Source organism: Bradyrhizobium sp. AZCC 2176 (assembly GCF_036924645.1).
In the GTDB taxonomy this organism is placed as follows: Bacteria; Pseudomonadota; Alphaproteobacteria; order Rhizobiales; family Xanthobacteraceae; genus Bradyrhizobium.
The window spans coordinates 4,743,881-4,760,970 of record NZ_JAZHRX010000001.1; the positions used below are offsets into that span (position 1 = coordinate 4,743,881).

The window sequence follows — 17,090 nt, forward strand, 5'->3', positions numbered from 1 at the left end:
CATTGGGGAGGGTTTGATGGGTTCACTAGCGGTATCCCGGCTCGCGATTGGCGAAGCTCTGCCATCGGCCTCGATCGCCGATCAGGTCGCGGCGATTGCACGCAAAGAGCTCGCTCCCCAGGCCATCGCGATCGACGAAGGTACGATCTTCCCCGATGTGCTGCTCCGGCGTCTCGGCGAAGCCGGTGCCTGGGGCAGCCACCAACCGGTGAATGGCGCGGCCGACCTGCGCTGCGCCATTCAATCGATCGCAGCCCTCGGCGAAGTCTGCGGCGCCACCGCCTTCATGGCGTGGTGCCAGAACACGCTCGTCTGGTACGCCGCAAATTCGGGCAATCCAGAACTCGTCGCCAAGTTTGCCGGCAAGTTCGCCAGCGGCGAGATTCTCGGCGGCACCGGACTGTCCAACCCGATGAAGAGTTTTTTCGGCATCGAGAAGCTGAAACTCAGGGGACGCAAGGTCGAGGGCGGCTACATCGTGCGCGGCGCGCTGCCCTGGGTCTCCAATCTCGGCGCCGATCATTTCTTCGGCACCATCTTCGAACGTGAAGACGAGGCTGGCGGGATCGTGATGTTTCTCGCCGACTGCGCCAATCCCGCGATCACGCTGCAGCCGTGCAAGCCGTTCCTGGCGATGGACGGCACCGGCACCTATGGTGTGCAGTTTCGCGATGTTTTCGTGCCGGACGAACTGATCCTGGCCGAGCCCGCCGGGCCGTTCGTCAAGAAAATCCGCGCCGGCTTCATCCTGCTGCAGGCCGGCATGGCGCTCGGCCTGATCAAGGATTGCATCCAGATCATGGATGAGGTCGAGGCGCCGCTCGGCCACGTCAACCGCTATCTGCCGCAGCAGCCGTTGCAGTTCCGCGAGCTCCATGCCGAGTTCGAGAAGGAGACGATGGCGCTGGCGCGCGATCCCTACAACTCCGACGACAGCTACTGGCGGCGCGTGGTGGCGCTTCGGCTGCGCGCCGGCGACGCCAGTGTCGCGGCTGCGCATGCGGCGATGCTCCATTGCGGCGCGCGCGGCTACCTGAAGAGCCATCGCGCCCAACGCCGGCTCCGCGAAGCCTATTTCGTCGCCATCGTCACCCCCGCCACCAAGCAGCTTCGCAAGATGCTGGCCGGCGACGAGCACTAAAGGGATTTCCGACCGACCCAACCAGCAACCACAAAACAGGAGAGGCCTGCCATGACGGACGTTCTGATAACTGCCGGCGAACTCGCGGAATTCCTCACGAAAGAGCCAGGTGTCGTCATCGACACCCGCAACCCCGAGGCCTACGGCGCGGGGCATCTCGCTGGCGCCGTCAATGTCCACGAAATCTTCACTTATCTGGCGACCTCGACGCCGGAAGGCATTCACGAGCTGAAAACAAAATTCGCCGATGCGTTCGGCGCCGCCGGGCTCTCGGGCAAAGAGACCGCCGTCATCTACGAACAGTCGATGAATTCGGGCTTCGGCCAGTCCTGCCGCGGCTATTACCTGCTGACCATGCTCGGCTATCCCAAGATCAAGGTGCTGCATGGCGGCTACGACGCTTGGGCCGCGGCGGGCCTGCCGGTGACCAAGGACGTGCCGTCGCCGGTGAAGGCGTCGTTCACGGTCGTGCCGGAGGCGGGCGACATCCTGATCGACGCCAAGACCATGCTGGCCGCCGTCGGCAAGCCCGGCATCGCGCTGCTCGACGTCCGCGACATCGACGAGTGGATCGGCGAAAGCTCATCTCCGTATGGGAAGGATTTCTGCCCGCGCAAGGGGCGCATCCCCGGCGCGGTCTGGCTGGAATGGTACCGCATGATGAAGCCGACCGCGGAAGGGCCGCGCTTCAAGTCGAAGAACGAAATTTTGGCGGAGTGCGCGACCGTCGGCATCACCGAGAATACGCCGGTCTATCTCTACTGCTTCAAGGGCGCGCGCGCCTCGAACACGTTCCTGGCGCTGAAGAACGCCGGCGTGAAGGATGTGCGGATGTATTTCGGCTCCTGGAACGAATGGTCGCGCGATCCGTCGCTGCCGATCGAGGAGGGGCTGCCGACGGAGGCCAAGCTCACTACCAAGGCGGCGTAAGGACGTGTCCGACGCTGCAGTCTGATTCTACGGAAACGGACTGCAGCCAGGGGCCTGCGGCCTCGGCGTCACGGCGCGAGTTGTGGAACCGCGCCATCGCGCCGCTCTGGCGTTCCCGATATCCGGTGCGTATAATCGCGGCGCAGTTGGTGGTCGCGCGGATGTCGATGTTCTCAAGCAGATTAGGTCTCGCAGTTGTGGCGGTTATGCTGTGCTTGGGCGCACGAACGGCCCATGCCCAGGCTTCGCCGGTGAATTACTGGATTCCCGGCTGGCCGATGGGTTTTAGCGGCGATGCCGGCGAGAGCCCGAACGGTTACGGCAACTTTCCGAGCTTCGACTTCCGCGACGTCGGAAACGGCTCTTCCTATGCGCGGTACAATTTTTCGAACGGCTTTTTTGTCGGCAGCCAGCGCAGCAGCATGGGCCTCAGCGGCATCAGCCAAAGTGCGTTCGGCAGTTTCGGCTCGCTCTACAGCGAAGGCGTACAGTTCGGCTACAGCTTGAAGAACAGCGGCTTGCCCGTCACCTTCTATGCCGGTTTCGACACGCTGAAATACAATACCGGCATCGGCGGCCCGTTCGCGCCGTTCGACTCCAAATCGGGCACGCTGCCAATCTCCAGCGTGAATGCCGGCGTCGAATTCCAGGCGACGTCGAATCTCAGCCTGTCGCTTGGGGTCGGCTACGTCCAGCAGTCGGGTCGGCTCGACAGCGAGATCAATTCGCTCCCCGGCGCCTCGCCGTTCGCCATCGGCGGGCGCCGCTACTAAGCGTGGATTCGTAATTACGGCAGGTCCGCTTTACTCCCGGAATGCGATATCAAGCCGACATTGATACATGTCGCCTTTGGACAGCGATGACATCAACAAATGATAGAGGCAGCCAACTAAGGCGGCCTCTTTGTTTTTATTGCCTTATCACGCCAGAAAAAGTCGCGCCTTTGGGGCCGACAAAAATACCTGTCGCCATACAGTTCGAATATGACGTTTGGCAAGCGGGCGAGTTGGCATTGTTCCTCCCGCATATCTTTGCGTAAGAAGTACATGTTTTCCCGGCTGCGTTCTTCTTCAATTTTCCGAATGCCTTATCTCTCGCACGCTCGCCGCGATAGGAGCCTGGAGACCCCTTTCCGTCCATTACTGAGGCAATAGCTGGGGCTGTCAAAAAGTCCATGGCGCAAATCGACAGCGAAAGAGCAATAGCGACCGTTCTCAATTTCCCCTCCTCAATCAAAAGCAGTAGCTAATCACGACAACGCCAGCGCTTCAATGCCGGTTGGTTTGTCGGTCTTGATGAGGGAATAGCCAGTCAACGCAGAGCAAAACGGGCCACTGCAATTTTCAAACGAGGCTGATGAGGGTCGAAACAGGCCAGTACCCTCCCGCCCATAGGAACGGATCGTGACCTTGGGTCAATTCAGGTACATGGCCTTCGTTGGCTGCAAGTCCACTTTGGGTCACACAATGCGCCGATTACGGTCAAGCCGGCTGCCTTCCATATTGCCGTGGGAAGCCGAAGTTTATGAGTACACGCCCCAATTAGCCCGCCAAGCCGCGCGCATTCGCAATCCCTAGCGCCTTGATGCGTGAGGCTAGCGTGGTCGGCTTGATGTCGAGCATTTCCGCCGCGCCACCGGGGCCGAACACCTTGCCGGAGCAGGCCTGCAACGCGGCGAGAATGTTGGCGCGCTCGTGGGCGCGCATCTCGGCCGATGTCATGACCAGGGGGCGGCTATCTGCTTTCGCGCGCGCCGCGGCGGGGGAGGGCTGCGCGCCTGCCGTATCGGGCAGGTCGATGCGCAGCCGGCCGTTCTGCGCGAGGATTGCCGCACGCTCGATCACGTTCTGCAGTTCGCGGACGTTGCCGGGCCAGTCGTAGCGCGAAAGCTTGCGCGCATCGCCTTCCGACAATCGAAGGTCGGATTTTAAAGCCTTGCTCTCGCGCGTCAAAAAATGCTGCGCCAGCAGCGGAATGTCCTCGCGCCGCTCGCGCAGCGGGACTGATTCCACCGGAAACACGTTGAGGCGGAAATAGAGGTCTTCGCGAAACCGGCCGCGCTGCACTTCCTGCTTGAGGTCGCGATTGGTGGCGGCGATCAGGCGCACGTCGACCGCGCGGGTGCGTTCTTCGCCGACGCGCTCGAAATTGCCCTCCTGCAGCACGCGCAACAGTTTGCCTTGGAGTTCGAGCGGAATTTCGCCGACCTCGTCGAGAAACAGTGTGCCGCCGTCGGCAAGCTCAAACCGCCCGATGCGGTCGCGCATCGCGCCGGTGAAGGCGCCTCTGATATGGCCGAAGAATTCGCTCTCGAACAGTTCGCGCGGGATCGCCGCGCAATTGACCCGGATCAGCGGGCGGTCGCGGCGGCTGCTCGCCTCGTGGATGGCGCGCGCGATCAGTTCCTTGCCGGTGCCGGATTCGCCCGTGATCATGACGGCGGCCGTGGTCGGCGCCACCAGCTTGACCTGCCGCAACGTCTTCTGGATCGCCTCGCTCTGGCCGATGATGCCGCGCGGGTTGGTCTCGATGCGGATTTCTTCCTGCAGGTAAGCGTTTTCCAGCTCGAGACGCTCGCGCAGACGGTCGACTTCGGCGAGCGCCGCATGCAGCTTCTCGTCAGCCTCGCGCCGCTGGCTGACGTCGCGAAACACGATCACTGCGCCGACCACCACGCCGCGGTCGCGGATCGGCGTCGAAGTGTATTCGACCCAAACCGGCGTGCCGTCCTTGCGCCAGAACACCTCGCCCTCGACCTGGTGCACGGCGCCGTCGCGAAACGCCGCGTAGATCGGGCAGTCATGATCGGGATAGTGCCGGCCGTCATGATGCGTATGGTGAACGATCGGGTGGATTTCCTTGCCGACCAGTTCCTCCGCTGCCCAGCCCAGCATCCGTTCGGCGGCGGGATTGACGAAGGTGGTCTTGCCCTCGGCGTTGACGCCGTAAATGCCTTCGCCGGCGGCGCGCAGGATCAACTGGTTTTCGCGCTCGATATCCTGGAACACGCGCTCGACCCGCTGCCAGGTTGCGATGCCGCCGCGCATGTGGTCTTCGGCCGCCGCGTCGACATAGCGGCGTCGGCGCGCATCAAGGTCGCTCATGGTGAGCAGCACCAGCGGGCGGCCGTCGCCCGGCACGAGCGAGCCGGCATATTCGAGACGGAGCGTTTGGCCCGTGGCGTGACGCGGCGTCAGCGCATTGGTCCAGAACGCGCCCTTGTCGAGCACGGCCTGGGTGAACACGATCAGCGCGGGAAGTTGGCCCGCGTGCAGCGTGCTGACCTTGGTCTGCCGCAACAGCGCGCGGTCGTGGCCGAGCAGGGTGCAGGCGGCGGGATTGGCGTCGAGGATCAGGTCGGCATGAGGATCAAGCAGCAGCGCCGGCTCGATGGTGAACTCGAATGCGGCGGCGCGCAGTTCGACATCCTGCGGCGGGGCCGTTGAAGCGAGAGCAAGATCCATCTGGCCAATACTCCGAAAACTCGTAATTGAACTACGAATTTTCGTGTATCACGAATTTTCGTAGCCGCCAATGTCAGCAGAATCCCTGTGATCTCAAAGCTATCGCCGCAGAACGGCGCTGGCATGTGCCTTGCTTAATTAGGGTGCAACGTCGCGCAGGAGGGCTGATGTCTACCTTCGACAACCCGTTCGATCCCAACCGCCGTCTTCATGCCGGGGGCTGCAGTTGCGGCCAGCATCTCAGCGAAGCCGAGCATCAAGCCGCCCAACTCCAGATTCGGTCCGCCGCCGAAAGCGAGCAAAAGCGCTACGAGGGTGTGGTCGCCTCCGCCGTGATGCGCGCGATGTTTCCGCAGGACGTCGCGCGGCGCGCGTTCCTGAAATCGGTGGGTGCGGCGACGGCCGTGGCGGCCGTGTCGCAAGTCTTCCCGCTCAAGACCGCGACCGAAGTTTTCGCTGCTGGCGGGCCGCTCGAGAAGAAGGACCTCAAGGTCGGCTTCATCCCGATCACCTGCGCGACGCCGATCATCATGGCGGCGCCGATGGGGTTCTATGCCAAGAACGGCCTGAACGTCGAAGTCATCAAGACCGCCGGCTGGGCGGTCATTCGCGACAAGACCATCAACAAGGAATATGACGCGGCCCACATGCTGTCGCCGATGCCGCTCGCCATCACCATGGGCGCCGGCTCCAATCCGATTCCCTACACCATGCCGGCGGTCGAGAACATCAACGGCCAGGCGATCACGCTTTCGATCAAGCACAAGGACAAGCGCGATCCGAAGAGCTGGAAGGGTTTCAAGTTCGCCGTACCCTTCGACTATTCGATGCACAATTATTTGCTGCGCTACTATCTTGCCGAGCACGGCCTCGATCCCGATACCGATGTGCAGATCCGCGCGGTGCCGCCGCCGGACATGGTCGCCAACCTGCGCGCCGACAATATCGACGGCTTTCTCGGGCCCGATCCGATGAACCAGCGCGCGGTGTTTGACGGCGCAGGCTTCATCCACATGCTGACCAAGGACATCTGGGAAGGGCACCCGTGCTGCGCCTTCGCCGCGTCCAGGGAGTTCGTCACCGCGATGCCGAACACCTATGGCGCGCTGCTCAAATCGATCATCGAGGCGACCGCGTATGCGCACAAGGCGGAGAACCGCAAGGAGATTGCGGCGGCAATCGCGCCGGCTAATTATCTCAACCAGCCGCCAATCGTGCTGGAGCAGATTTTGACCGGTACTTTCGCCGATGGTCTAGGCAACATCGTCACGCAGCCGAACCGCGTCGATTTCGATCCGTTCCCGTGGCAATCCTTCGCCGTCTGGATCATGACCCAGATGAAGCGCTGGGGCCAGATCAAGGGCGACATCGACTACGCCGGGATCGCTTCACAGGTCTATCTCGCCACCGACGCCACCCGGCTGATGAAGGATGCCGGGCTGACGCCGCCGACCGCGACCACCAAGAGTTTTTCGGTGATGGGCAAGACGTTCGATCCTGCCAAGCCGGAGGATTATCTGAACAGCTTCAAGATCAGGAAGGCGTCGTGAGCGACGCTACTCAACTACATTCGCCGCTGTCGTCCCTGCGAAAGCAGGGACCCATAAGCTGTGTCGGCTCTCTTGGGCACGATGTCAGAGGCCTTCCTTCATTACTACCCCGCGGAGTATGGGTCCTCGCATTCGCGGGGACGACATGTTGAGAGACTGTCCCCAATGACCTTTTCCCTTCGCTTCCGCGCAGCCGTCGTCTCGATCGTGCTGTTCGCCGCGTTCCTCGGCATCTGGCATCTCGCCACGCGCCCGACCGCGGCCGCCACCAACATGTCACCGGAATACGCCAAGCTGATGGGGCTGACGGCAACCCAGGGCAAGTCGGCGATGCCGGGTCCGGCAGATGTCGGCGCCAAATTGTGGGAGCATCTCAGGCAGCCGTTCTATGACAACGGGCCGAACGACAAGGGCCTCGGCATCCAGCTCGGCTACTCCATCGCCCGCGTCGGCCTCGGCTATTTTCTCGCCGTCATTGTCGCCATTCCGCTCGGCTTCCTGATCGGGATGTCGCCCTTGATCAGCAAGGCGCTCGATCCGTTCATCCAGGTCTTGAAGCCGATTTCGCCGCTCGCCTGGATGCCGCTGGCGCTCTACACCATCAAGGATTCCTCGATCTCGGCGATTTTTGTCATTTTCATCTGCTCGGTGTGGCCGATGCTGCTCAACACCGCGTTCGGCGTCGCCGCGGTGCGCAAGGAGTGGATCAACGTCGCGCGCACGCTGGAAGTCGGCACCGTCAGGCGCGCCTTCACGGTGATCCTGCCGGCCGCGGCGCCGACGATTCTCACCGGCATGCGGATTTCGATCGGCATCGCCTGGCTGGTGATCGTAGCGGCCGAGATGCTGGTCGGCGGTACCGGCATCGGCTACTTCGTCTGGAACGAGTGGAACAACCTATCGATCACCAACGTCATCATCGCGATTCTGCTGATCGGAATCGTCGGCATGCTGCTCGACCAGATCCTGGCGCGCTTCACGCGCATGGTCACGTTTCCGGAATAGCTGTGATGACCGACAAATTCATTTCCATCGAAGGCATCGCGCGGCGCTATCCCGGTGCGGACGGGGCTGCGACCACCGTGTTCGAAGACCTCTGGCTGTCGATGGGGCGCGGCGAATTCGGCTGCGTGATCGGGCATTCCGGATGCGGCAAGACCACGGTCTTGAACATCCTGGCCGGGCTAGACGAGCCGAGCGAAGGCGCCGTCATCGTCGACGGGCAGGCCATCGAAGGCACCAGCCTCGACCGCGCGGTGATTTTCCAGAGCCACGCGCTCCTGCCGTGGCGCACCGTGCTCGGCAACGTCGCCTATGCCGTGACCTCGAAATGGCGCAACTGGGACCGCGCCAAGGTCAAGGCGCATGCGCAAAAATTTATCGACCTCGTCGGCCTGACGGGCTCCGAGCACAAGCGTCCGTCGGAACTGTCCGGCGGCATGAAGCAGCGCGTCGGCATTGCGCGGGCGCTTTCGATCACGCCAAAGATCATGCTGATGGACGAGCCGTTCTCGGCGCTCGATGCGCTGACGCGCGGCACGCTGCAGGACGAGGTGCGCCGCATCTGCTTGGAGACCGGACAGACCGCCTTCATGATCACCCATGACGTCGATGAAGCGATCTACCTCGCCGACAAGATTTTCCTGATGACCAACGGGCCGGGCGCCGTGCTGGCCGAGATCGTGGAAAATCCGCTGCCGAAGGACCGCGGCCGCATCGATCTGCACCGCCATCCGCTGTACTACGCGCTGCGTAACCACATCGTCGATTTCCTGGTCAGTCGCAGCAAGACGTTTGCATCCGATGTGACCGGCCACGATCCGCGTAACGTGCCGACGGTGCGGATCGGGAAGCCGGAACTGGTGGTTGCCGCTGGATCCGAGGATTCAACACAGGCGTCATGGCCGGGCTTGTCCCGGCCATCCACGTCTTCCTAGACAGACCAGCAAAGACGTGGATGCCCGGCACAAGGCCGGGCATGACGGGTTAGAAGGAGAGCCATATGAAACGCGAAGACCTCACCGAAAAGCTGCTCGACATCAAGCGCGAGAAGGGCTGGAGCTGGAAACATATCTGCGAAAAGATCGGCGGCTATTCGGAGGTGCTGATAACAGGCGCCATTCTCGGGCAGATGAAACTGACAAAACCGCAGGCCGCCAATGCCGGCGAGCTGTTCGGGCTTTCCAAATCCGAAATCGCCATGCTCAACGAAGTTCCGATGCGCGGCACCGGAACGCCGATGCCGCCGACCGATCCCTTGATCTACCGCTTCTACGAACTGGTGATGGTCAACGGCCCGGCATGGAAGGCGCTGATCGAGGAGGAATATGGCGACGGCATCATGTCGGCGATCGACTTCGACATGGTGATGGAGCGCCTGCCCAATCCCAAGGGCGACCGCGTCAAGATCACGATGTCCGGAAAATTCCTGCCGTATAAATATTACGGCGCGAGTGGGAATGTGCCGGAGTATGGATTCAAGGAGGGGTGACTTGATCCTCCGTCATTCCGGGGCGCGAAGCGAACCCGGAATCTCGAGATTCCGGGTTCGTGCTTCGCACGCCCCGGAATGACGGGGAGAGACCGAGTTCGGATGCGGCCAGTCGGTGCCCCAGACGATGCGGTCGGGGTTGGCTGCGATCAGCGATTGGGCGAGCGGAATGCAATCGGCATAATCCGGGGCGAGCTTCGAGGCGCGGTAGGCGCCCGAGATCTTCACATAGGCCTTGCCCGATTTGACGAGATCCACGAGGTCGGCAAAGCCGGGCTGCTTGATGCCCTGGGCTGCCTGCGCGCCGCCGAAATGATCGAACACGACAGGTACCGGTGAGGCCGCGACCAGATCCTTGATCGCCGTAATCATCGCCGGGTTGGTGTAAAGCTGCACGTGCCAGCCGCGCGCTTTCATGCGCTCGACGGCGGCCGTGAAGCGTGGCCGGGCAACACTCGGATCGTTGACGCCGCCGGTTGCGAGATTGAGGCGGACGCCGCGAATGCCGGCCTTGCCCATCAGGTCGAGCTCGCTCTCCGACGTCTTGTCGTCGATCACGGCAACCCCGCGCGCGGTCGGTCCCCGCGCCGCCATGCCGAACAGCGTGGCCGAATTGTCGGTGCCGTAGATCGAGGGCGTGACGATCACGACGCGCTCCATGTGCAGCGCCTTGCGCAGGGCGGTCATTTCCTCCGGCGAGGCCAGTTCGGGCGTATAGACGCGCCCGGCGAAGAACGGGAATTTCTCGGGGTCCGGATGGATATGGGTGTGGCAGTCGCATGCGCCTGCAGGCACATCGAAATTCACCGGCGTCGCGGGCTGCGCGGCTTTGGCGGAGGCGGTTCTGTTGTTCATGGTCACTCCGGCGGCGATGGAGGCAAGCATCATACTGCGTCGCGTCAGCATTGGTGTTCTCCCTGGGTAATGTTGTTGATTGTTGATGTCCGGACAGGGCATGCCCGTCGACTTCAGCGTTCCTCCTCGGCTCCGGGCGTTGCTTCGCCCGTTATGCGCTCGGGAGATTATCGGGAGAAGTGAGGCGCGGGAAGGGCGCCCGTCATCTGATTGCGTTGAGTTATCGCTTCGGTAACGCAACCGGTCTATCGAACCGGAAGCCGCTCCGATTTGACTAATCACCCGCCCATCCGGAATATCTCGCAATTCCCCTGGAATCAGTTCATGAAAAAATTTTCCCAAAAATTCAAAACCGGCGTGTCGGTTGCCGCCGTGGTCGTCGTGCTGCTTGGCATTTACAGCTACCGCAAGCTTCAGGCGCTGGCGGCCGATCCCACCGGGGAAAAGGATTGCGGGCCTGCGGTCGGCGGCGGCGAGCAGGCGAAGATCGACCTGGAGCGCATCAAGGCGATTGCGCCGCTCAAGGACGTGAAATGGTCGCAGCTTGGCGGCAGCATCAATGATGCGAGCTGCCTCAACAAGACTGAAATCTACGGCGTCGTCGAGGTACGCAGCGTCGAGGATGTCGCGAAGACACTGGCCTTTGCGCGCGACAACAAGCTCTCGGTGACTACCGCCGGCGTGCGCCACAGCATGGGCGGGCACGCCTTCCGCAAGGGCGGCATCGTGCTCGACATGCGCGGCTTCAATAAGATCGTGCTGAACGAGAGCTCGCGATCGGTCACGGTGCAGCCGGGCGCGACCTGGCACGACATCCAGAACGCGCTGCACCCGCGCTTCGCGGTTCGCGCCATGCAATCGACCGATATTTTCAGCGTCGGTGGCTCGATCTCGGTCAATGCCCACGGCATGGACCATCAGGCCGGCGCGCTTGCGAAGTCGATCAAGTCGATGAAGGTGATGCTGGCGGACGGCCCGTTGCAGACGGCATCGACGACGGAGAACAAGGACCTGTTCAACCTCGTGGTCGGCGGCTACGGCCTGTTCGGCGTCATCGTCGAGGCCGAACTCGATATCGCCGACAATCTGGTCTACCAGACCGGGCGCCGCATGATGGACTACAAGGAATTTCCGGCGCTGTTCGCCAAAGAGATCGAGAAGGACGGCAATGTCGGCTTGATGTATGGCCACCTCTCGACCGCGCCGAGCTCGTTCCTCAAGGAATTGCTGCTCTACACCTACACCAAGGTGGACGGTGCCGAATTCAAGCGCGAGCCGCTCGGCGAGGTCTCAGGTACCAAATTGCGGCGGCTCACCATCAACCTGTCCAAGCATGGCCCGCTGTTCCAGGAAATGAAATGGCTGTCGGAAAAGCACATCGAGCACCGGATGGAAACCTGCACCGTGACGCGCGCGCAGGCGATCGGATCAGCGGAAGCCTGTCTCGTCAACCGCAACGACCCGATGCACGATTCGGTGCCTTACCTGCGCAACTCGCTGCCCAACGATACCGACATCCTGCACGAATATTTCATCCCGCGCAGCCAGTTCGTCTCGTTCGTCGACGGCATGCGCAAGGTGCTGACCGATAACAAGACCAATCTGTTGAACGCGTCGGTACGCGTCGTGCACCAGGAGAACAATTTCCTGACCTATTCGCCGGAGCCGGCGTTCTCCCTGGTGCTCTACATCAACCAGACTACCGACGACGAGGGCAACCGGCGCATGAAGAAGGCGACGGAAGAATTGATCGACCTCACCATCGCGCACAAGGGCCGCTTCTTCCTGCCCTACCAGCTCTATTATTCGAAGGGGCAGTTGCAGCGCTCGTATCCGCAGATCAATGATTTCTTCGCGGCAAAGCGCAAGTATGATCCGAGCGAGCTGTTCACCAATACGTTCTATCAGAAGTACGCGTCGTAGACGTCCGCGTCCTAACGCTTCCTGATCGTCATTGCGAGGCGCGAATGCGACGAAGCGATCCAGCGTCCGTTTAGCCGAGAGATGTATTGCTTCGCGGAGCCTGTCATCCGGCGGTGCTTCGCGCCGACCGGGTGGCTCGCAATGACGAGGCAGGCGGCAGGCCGCTGCAGCCGCCGGCCTGTTCGGCGTCGAGGACCAGCAGCGCACCCGCTGCATAGAGACGGACGACAAAACCGGCATCGTCGGAACGCGCGATGGTGACGTAATCGTTCGAGGCGAGGATGCGGCCGTTGGCCCTGGCGATCGCGGCTAACGCTTGTGACTGTGGGCCGACAATGGCCATCGACTTGCCGGGGGCCGAACCGAAGGTCAATGCAACGACCACAGCAAGCCAGCCCAAGACGACGAGGACGATGGCACCGCCAATGCGGCCCATCGGCAACGCCCGGCTCTGCTGACGCCCATCAGTAATCATAGAAGTGCTCAATGCTCGCGCCCCTGGCCTTGAGCTCGCGGTTGATATCCACGAGGCGGTCGATCCTGGCTTTCAGGCCGGCCCTGCGATACCCGGGCCGGGCATCCAGCTCCAGCGAAAATAATTCTGTGGTGCCCTTGATGTCGAGCTTGGCGGCGTCAGGGGCAATCACGGTTACGAGGATGTCGTGATTGCCGGCGATTTCCGTAAAACCAAAACCTTGATCCAGCAGGCCCTGCAGGATTTCGGTCAGCGCCTTGTAGCGCGGCGCCTGCACGAGCTGCCATTGTGCGTTGAGCGGGCGGATCGGTTTGATGCGCGGCTCCTTCACCAGCACGTCGGATGGCAGTGCCGCGACCACGAACATGATGTCGCGCGGCTCATCGTCGCCACCGGCGTCGAGCGCCCTCTGGATCAGCGCGGCGTAGCCGATCTTGACGAAATACTCCGCGCCGAGCGCGAAGTCGCGCTCCCAGCTACGCAAATTGCTCGGCGTCGGCGCCGAGATCGCCATCAGGCCGTCGAGCTTTTCGCGAAACGGATATTTGTACCAGGGGATGGTGTAGAGAAAGGTGGCATAATCCTGCAGCACGGCGCGGCCGAATTCGTCCTGCGGCGTGCGCTTCTCGCCCCTGATCCATTCGAACACCCGCCCGATGGTGTTTTCATAAAGCCCCTTGACGGCATATTCGACGGAATAGCTGACGCCGATGATGTAAATCATCGTCTTCACTTCGGTCAGCGACTCTCCCGTTGCGGGCACCGCGCGGTTGATGGTGCAGAAGCTCTGCCAAAACCCGAAGATATGACCGAGATAGTTGAAACGGCTTTCGCTGGAGCGATCGAGGAAGCGGCCGAAATCCTCGAAGGAATAGACGATGTACCATTCGGGGAAGGTGAAGAAGGTATTGTTCAGTTTGCGCCGGTAGCCCGGCTCGTCGATCGCGGGCAAGGTCACGGTGGGCGCACCGGCCGCCGCGGCGCCGGAAGACGGGCGGCACGCCCCCTCGATATAGGCCAGCGGCACGAGCACCGACAACGCGATCACGATCGCGATGACGGCCAGGATACGCCGCAGCCATTTAAGCATGAACGGCGGTCCGCGTCCGCGGCGCTAGCCCATAGCCGATCAGGATCGCCACGCCGCCGAGGCCGAGATGCGGGGCATTGGCAAAAAACCGCGTCGAGAGCGGCAGGTTGAGGACGCCGTTGATCAGGATGCCGAAGTCGAGATAGCCGCTGCCGGTGAGCAGGCCGAGCACGCCGTCGGCAAAGTAGAACACGCCGAACAATTGAAAGAACAATTCCGAGGCGCGTCGAGAGGTCAGCGCCGCAATTGCCGCCCACAGCGCCGAGACGAGATGCAGCCCGTCGGCATACCAGGTGCGGCGAAACAGGCCGAAGATCATGTCATTGGCGTCGATGAAGGCCGGGATATATCCGGTGAGGATGACGAAGCCGAGCAGGGCGGCATAGCCGCAGGCGCACAATCTGATGATGTCCATAACGTCTCCGGCCGGTTCGAATCTCTGCTCCGTTCAGTCTAGAGTTTTCCGAGTGTCTTGAGCAGGGCGTCGTTGAACATGCCGGGGTCCTCGATCTGCGGAATGTGACCGAGCCCCGGCAGCAGTGTCAGGTCCGTCTCCGGCCGAAGCAGCGTTCGAAGATCAAGGGCTTGCTCTACAGGGGTGATGCTGTCCTTGTCGCCCCACAGGATCACGACAGGGATTTCCAGCGTCGCATAGGCATTGCGGTCCGCGCTCGCGGCACCGGTGTCGGCACCGAGGAAATAATACAGCCAGTCGGCGATGTCGCTCGTGCTGTTGCGCTGCGTCAGCGGCCATTGCAGGATCGCGACATATTCCGGCAGCGCGCGCTCCTTCTTCGCGATCAGCGATTTGAGCAGCATTTGCGTCGCCACGGGATTGGTGATGGTCAGCGACACCATGATTTCGCGAATCCATTGCGGCCGGACCAGCCAGGACGCGTCCGATGGCGCAGCCGTCAATCCGAGTGCCGCATCGACCAGCACCAATGCGCGCGCCCGATCCGGATATCGCATCGCGAGTTCGGTCGCAGCACCAGCGCCGAAGGAGTGACCGACGATGATGGCGGGCTCAGCTTTCAGAGCATCAAGCACATCGCTGATCCGGGCGGCCTGGTCCTGCCGCGTATAACTGCCGGGACGGTCCGAGAATCCAAACGGCGGAAGATCGAGGGCGATCACGTGAAAGCCTGCCGCGGCCAGCACGTCGCTGGTACGACGCCATAGCTCACTCCACGCCGCGGTGCCGTGAAATAGCACTACGGGAACGCCGTCCTCCGGACCCTTCTCCTGCACGAAAACGCCGCCTGAACGCGTCGGCACCAGTTGGCCGGTCTTTGGCGCCAGTTGGGCGCGCACGCCGGTCTCGCGTATCGACGCCGCCATGCGAAATGAGGTGATCAGAAGGATTACGGACAGGAGCAGGACCAGCAAGCCGTTGGCCGACCAGCGCAGAATGTTTGCAACCACGAGGCCTCGCAAAATCGATCGATCAAAACGGCGGGCGGAAACGGACCGAGCTTTAGAACAATAGGGGTTACTCGCGACTGAAAATACCCGGCATGATCAGCGTCCGGTTATCGGGAGAAAATACACCCTACTGCCCCGACGGCGTCCGCAGGCCGTGCCAGGCGTCGCGCACCTGATGGTAGTGCACTTCCGGCAGGTAGTCCGGCGTATTGAGGCCGAGGTTCTTGACGTCGAGCCGGCCGATCGCGCTGAGCAGGGTATAGGAGGCGATCACGCGGTCGCGCTGCGCACCGATCAGGCGAGCCTTGGCCAAGATCAGGTCCTGCTGCGCGTTCAGCACGTCGACCGTGGTACGCTGGCCGCCGGCGGCCTCCCGCTGCACGCCCTGCAGAGCGACGGTGGCGGCGCGGACTTCGGCTTCGGATGCGGTGACCGCGATCTTGGCGCCTTCATTGGCGACCCAGGCGCCGACCGCGGCGGTGCGGGCCTGGTTGCGGACCTGGTCCAGCACCTGTCGGCTTTGGGTCGCGATTTCCTTGGCCTGCCGGGTCTGTGAGGCCGCCATGCCGCCGTCATAGATCGGCTGGGTGAGCTGGGTGGTCACGGAGGCCTGGTCAGTCCCCAAGGTGCCGAGCGTGGGGTCCGATTGCTTGCTGCGGCTGGCGCTGCCTTGCAGCGTGATGGTCGGCATCAGGCTGCTTTCGGCGACGCGGATGGTGGTCGTGGCGACGTCGAAGTCGAAGCTCGCCGCCATCACTGCCGGATGCTCACGGAAGGCAAGGCCGGTCGCGTCATCGCGGCTGCGCGGCAGCAGGCGGTCCACGGTCTCCGCGGGCCGGAGCAGGGTGGGCGCGTTGCCGATCACCTGGGCATAGGTCGCCTGGCTGACGGCGAGATTGACCTCGGCGGCATTCAAATCGGCGCGACCACGGCTCAGACGGGCCTCGGCTTGCGCGGCATCGGTGGGCGTGACGTCGCCGGCATTCAACCGCTTCTGGGTAATGCTGAGCGTTTCCTGCAGGAACGCCACGTTGGCGCGTTGCGCTTCGACCAGCGATTGGTTGGCGAGCACGTTGGTATAGACGGTGACGGCATCGAGCAGCACGCCCTGGCCGACATTGCGGAGCGCCTCGCGGCCGGACTGCACCTGCAGTTCCGCCACGCGGACGCTGTTGGCGGTCTTGAAGCCGTTGAACAGCGTCTGGGATACAGTCACGCCGATGGTCCAGGGTTTCAGGTTCGCCGACTGGATGGTGTTATCGGGCAGCAGGTTGCGCACCGCCTGAAAGCCGGCGGAGAGAGTAGCGACGATTTGCGGCCGGTAACCCGAAAGCGCCTGCGGCACATTCTCGTCGGTGGCACGCTGGCGCGCCCGTTCGGCATTGAGCGCAGGATTGGTCTGATAGGCCTTGGCCAGCGCCTCGGGGAGATTTTCGCCATGCGCGGCCGGCGCCGCAAACGCGACGCAAGCCGCCGCAAGGCAAATGCCCGATCGAAGCAACCGCCTTTCAACGTGGCCAACCCTAGCGGCACGTCTAGTCATTTGATCCCATAGCCAACACAAAAACGTGATAACCCTGCTTCGAGCCATCCCGCTCTATCTGCTTGTTTGAGCATGATGTTCAGGGATGCCGGTTACCCGTCATCCCGGATCATGCATTGCTTGTCCGCCCCCGCCGACAGCCCCGGCTCCTCTACCTGTTTAGGGGGCACTGCCGCCACAGGCAAACTGCCGCGCGACATCAG

At 62.4% G+C, this 17,090-nt stretch carries 14 protein-coding genes and 1 pseudogene; 8 read left to right on the forward strand and 7 right to left on the reverse strand.

Annotated elements, in window-relative coordinates; genetic code table 11:
• The first annotated feature begins 16 nt into the window (after positions 1 to 16).
• The 3 genes from V1288_RS22315 (at position 17) to V1288_RS22325 (ending at position 2,844) form a co-directional block, all read left to right on the forward strand.
• On the forward strand, positions 17 to 1,141 hold the full coding sequence (locus V1288_RS22315; protein WP_334359100.1) for an acyl-CoA dehydrogenase family protein: 1,125 nt from the start codon (positions 17 to 19) through the stop codon (positions 1,139 to 1,141).
• Positions 1,142 to 1,192: 51 nt separating this feature from the next.
• Positions 1,193 to 2,071 carry a sulfurtransferase gene (locus V1288_RS22320; protein WP_334359101.1) on the forward strand — a complete coding sequence of 293 codons (879 nt, stop codon included), beginning with the start codon at positions 1,193 to 1,195 and terminating at the stop codon, positions 2,069 to 2,071.
• A 206-nt stretch (positions 2,072 to 2,277) separates the two neighbouring features.
• Positions 2,278 to 2,844 carry a hypothetical protein gene (locus tag V1288_RS22325; protein WP_334361369.1) on the forward strand — a complete coding sequence of 189 codons (567 nt, stop codon included), beginning with the start codon at positions 2,278 to 2,280 and terminating at the stop codon, positions 2,842 to 2,844.
• Between the two features lie 768 nt (positions 2,845 to 3,612).
• Here V1288_RS22325 and V1288_RS22330 read toward each other — a convergent pair.
• A complete protein-coding gene (locus tag V1288_RS22330; protein WP_334359102.1) occupies positions 3,613 to 5,535 on the reverse strand; it encodes a sigma 54-interacting transcriptional regulator in 1,923 nt (640 codons plus the stop codon).
• A 167-nt stretch (positions 5,536 to 5,702) separates the two neighbouring features.
• Between V1288_RS22330 and V1288_RS22335 the strand changes: the two genes are divergently transcribed.
• From V1288_RS22335 to cynS, 4 genes are all read left to right on the forward strand, one after another.
• Positions 5,703 to 7,085, forward strand: coding sequence for a CmpA/NrtA family ABC transporter substrate-binding protein (locus V1288_RS22335; protein ID WP_334359103.1), 1,383 nt, complete (start codon positions 5,703 to 5,705; stop codon positions 7,083 to 7,085).
• A gap of 165 nt (positions 7,086 to 7,250) precedes the next feature.
• Positions 7,251 to 8,090, forward strand: coding sequence for a nitrate ABC transporter permease (gene ntrB / locus V1288_RS22340; protein WP_334359104.1), 840 nt, complete (start codon positions 7,251 to 7,253; stop codon positions 8,088 to 8,090).
• A gap of 5 nt (positions 8,091 to 8,095) precedes the next feature.
• Positions 8,096 to 9,022, forward strand: a complete 927-nt coding sequence (locus tag V1288_RS22345) for an ABC transporter ATP-binding protein (protein ID WP_334359105.1) — start codon at positions 8,096 to 8,098, stop codon at positions 9,020 to 9,022.
• A 65-nt stretch (positions 9,023 to 9,087) separates the two neighbouring features.
• Complete coding sequence (cynS, locus tag V1288_RS22350; RefSeq protein WP_212421546.1) at positions 9,088 to 9,576, forward strand: cyanase; 489 nt, start codon at positions 9,088 to 9,090, stop codon at positions 9,574 to 9,576.
• 93 nt (positions 9,577 to 9,669) lie between these two features.
• Here the strand turns inward: cynS and V1288_RS22355 are convergent.
• Positions 9,670 to 10,482 (reverse strand): annotated as a pseudogene (locus tag V1288_RS22355) (amidohydrolase family protein); the annotation flags it as partial.
• A 273-nt stretch (positions 10,483 to 10,755) separates the two neighbouring features.
• Between V1288_RS22355 and V1288_RS22360 the strand changes: the two are divergent.
• Complete coding sequence (locus V1288_RS22360; protein ID WP_334359106.1) at positions 10,756 to 12,354, forward strand: FAD-binding oxidoreductase; 1,599 nt, start codon at positions 10,756 to 10,758, stop codon at positions 12,352 to 12,354.
• Positions 12,355 to 12,457: 103 nt separating this feature from the next.
• Here the strand turns inward: V1288_RS22360 and V1288_RS22365 are convergent, their stop codons facing one another.
• The 5 genes from V1288_RS22365 to V1288_RS22385 all read right to left on the reverse strand — a co-directional run bounded on the left by V1288_RS22365 (position 12,458) and on the right by V1288_RS22385 (position 16,887).
• Positions 12,458 to 12,829, reverse strand: coding sequence for a hypothetical protein (locus V1288_RS22365; protein WP_334359107.1), 372 nt, complete (start codon positions 12,827 to 12,829; stop codon positions 12,458 to 12,460).
• Positions 12,819 to 13,919, reverse strand: a complete 1,101-nt coding sequence (locus V1288_RS22370) for a hypothetical protein (RefSeq protein ID WP_334359108.1) — start codon at positions 13,917 to 13,919, stop codon at positions 12,819 to 12,821. Before V1288_RS22370 ends, V1288_RS22365 begins: the two co-directional genes overlap by 11 nt.
• Positions 13,912 to 14,334 (reverse strand): hypothetical protein, encoded by a 423-nt coding sequence (locus tag V1288_RS22375; RefSeq protein ID WP_334359109.1) that lies wholly within the window; start codon positions 14,332 to 14,334, stop codon positions 13,912 to 13,914. Before V1288_RS22375 ends, V1288_RS22370 begins: the two co-directional genes overlap by 8 nt.
• Before the next feature lie 38 nt (positions 14,335 to 14,372).
• Positions 14,373 to 15,344, reverse strand: coding sequence for an alpha/beta fold hydrolase (locus V1288_RS22380; protein ID WP_334359110.1), 972 nt, complete (start codon positions 15,342 to 15,344; stop codon positions 14,373 to 14,375).
• 127 nt (positions 15,345 to 15,471) lie between these two features.
• Positions 15,472 to 16,887: a TolC family outer membrane protein gene (locus V1288_RS22385; protein ID WP_334359111.1), complete on the reverse strand. Its 1,416-nt coding sequence runs from the start codon at positions 16,885 to 16,887 to the stop codon at positions 15,472 to 15,474.
• Positions 16,888 to 17,090: the final 203 nt, after the last annotated feature.

Coding starts and splice junctions, on each gene's coding strand:
- V1288_RS22345 (WP_334359105.1), top strand. CDS start 8,096: ATGACCGACAAATTCATTTCCATCGAAGGCATCGCGCGGCGCTATCCC.
- V1288_RS22315 (WP_334359100.1), top strand. CDS start 17: ATGGGTTCACTAGCGGTATCCCGGCTCGCGATTGGCGAAGCTCTGCCA.
- V1288_RS22360 (WP_334359106.1), top strand. CDS start 10,756: ATGAAAAAATTTTCCCAAAAATTCAAAACCGGCGTGTCGGTTGCCGCC.
- V1288_RS22365 (WP_334359107.1), bottom strand. CDS start 12,829: ATGATTACTGATGGGCGTCAGCAGAGCCGGGCGTTGCCGATGGGCCGC.
- V1288_RS22325 (WP_334361369.1), top strand. CDS start 2,278: ATGCTGTGCTTGGGCGCACGAACGGCCCATGCCCAGGCTTCGCCGGTG.
- ntrB (WP_334359104.1), top strand. CDS start 7,251: ATGACCTTTTCCCTTCGCTTCCGCGCAGCCGTCGTCTCGATCGTGCTG.
- V1288_RS22330 (WP_334359102.1), bottom strand. CDS start 5,535: ATGGATCTTGCTCTCGCTTCAACGGCCCCGCCGCAGGATGTCGAACTG.
- V1288_RS22370 (WP_334359108.1), bottom strand. CDS start 13,919: ATGCTTAAATGGCTGCGGCGTATCCTGGCCGTCATCGCGATCGTGATC.
- V1288_RS22385 (WP_334359111.1), bottom strand. CDS start 16,887: ATGACTAGACGTGCCGCTAGGGTTGGCCACGTTGAAAGGCGGTTGCTT.
- cynS (WP_212421546.1), top strand. CDS start 9,088: ATGAAACGCGAAGACCTCACCGAAAAGCTGCTCGACATCAAGCGCGAG.
- V1288_RS22320 (WP_334359101.1), top strand. CDS start 1,193: ATGACGGACGTTCTGATAACTGCCGGCGAACTCGCGGAATTCCTCACG.
- V1288_RS22335 (WP_334359103.1), top strand. CDS start 5,703: ATGTCTACCTTCGACAACCCGTTCGATCCCAACCGCCGTCTTCATGCC.
- V1288_RS22375 (WP_334359109.1), bottom strand. CDS start 14,334: ATGGACATCATCAGATTGTGCGCCTGCGGCTATGCCGCCCTGCTCGGC.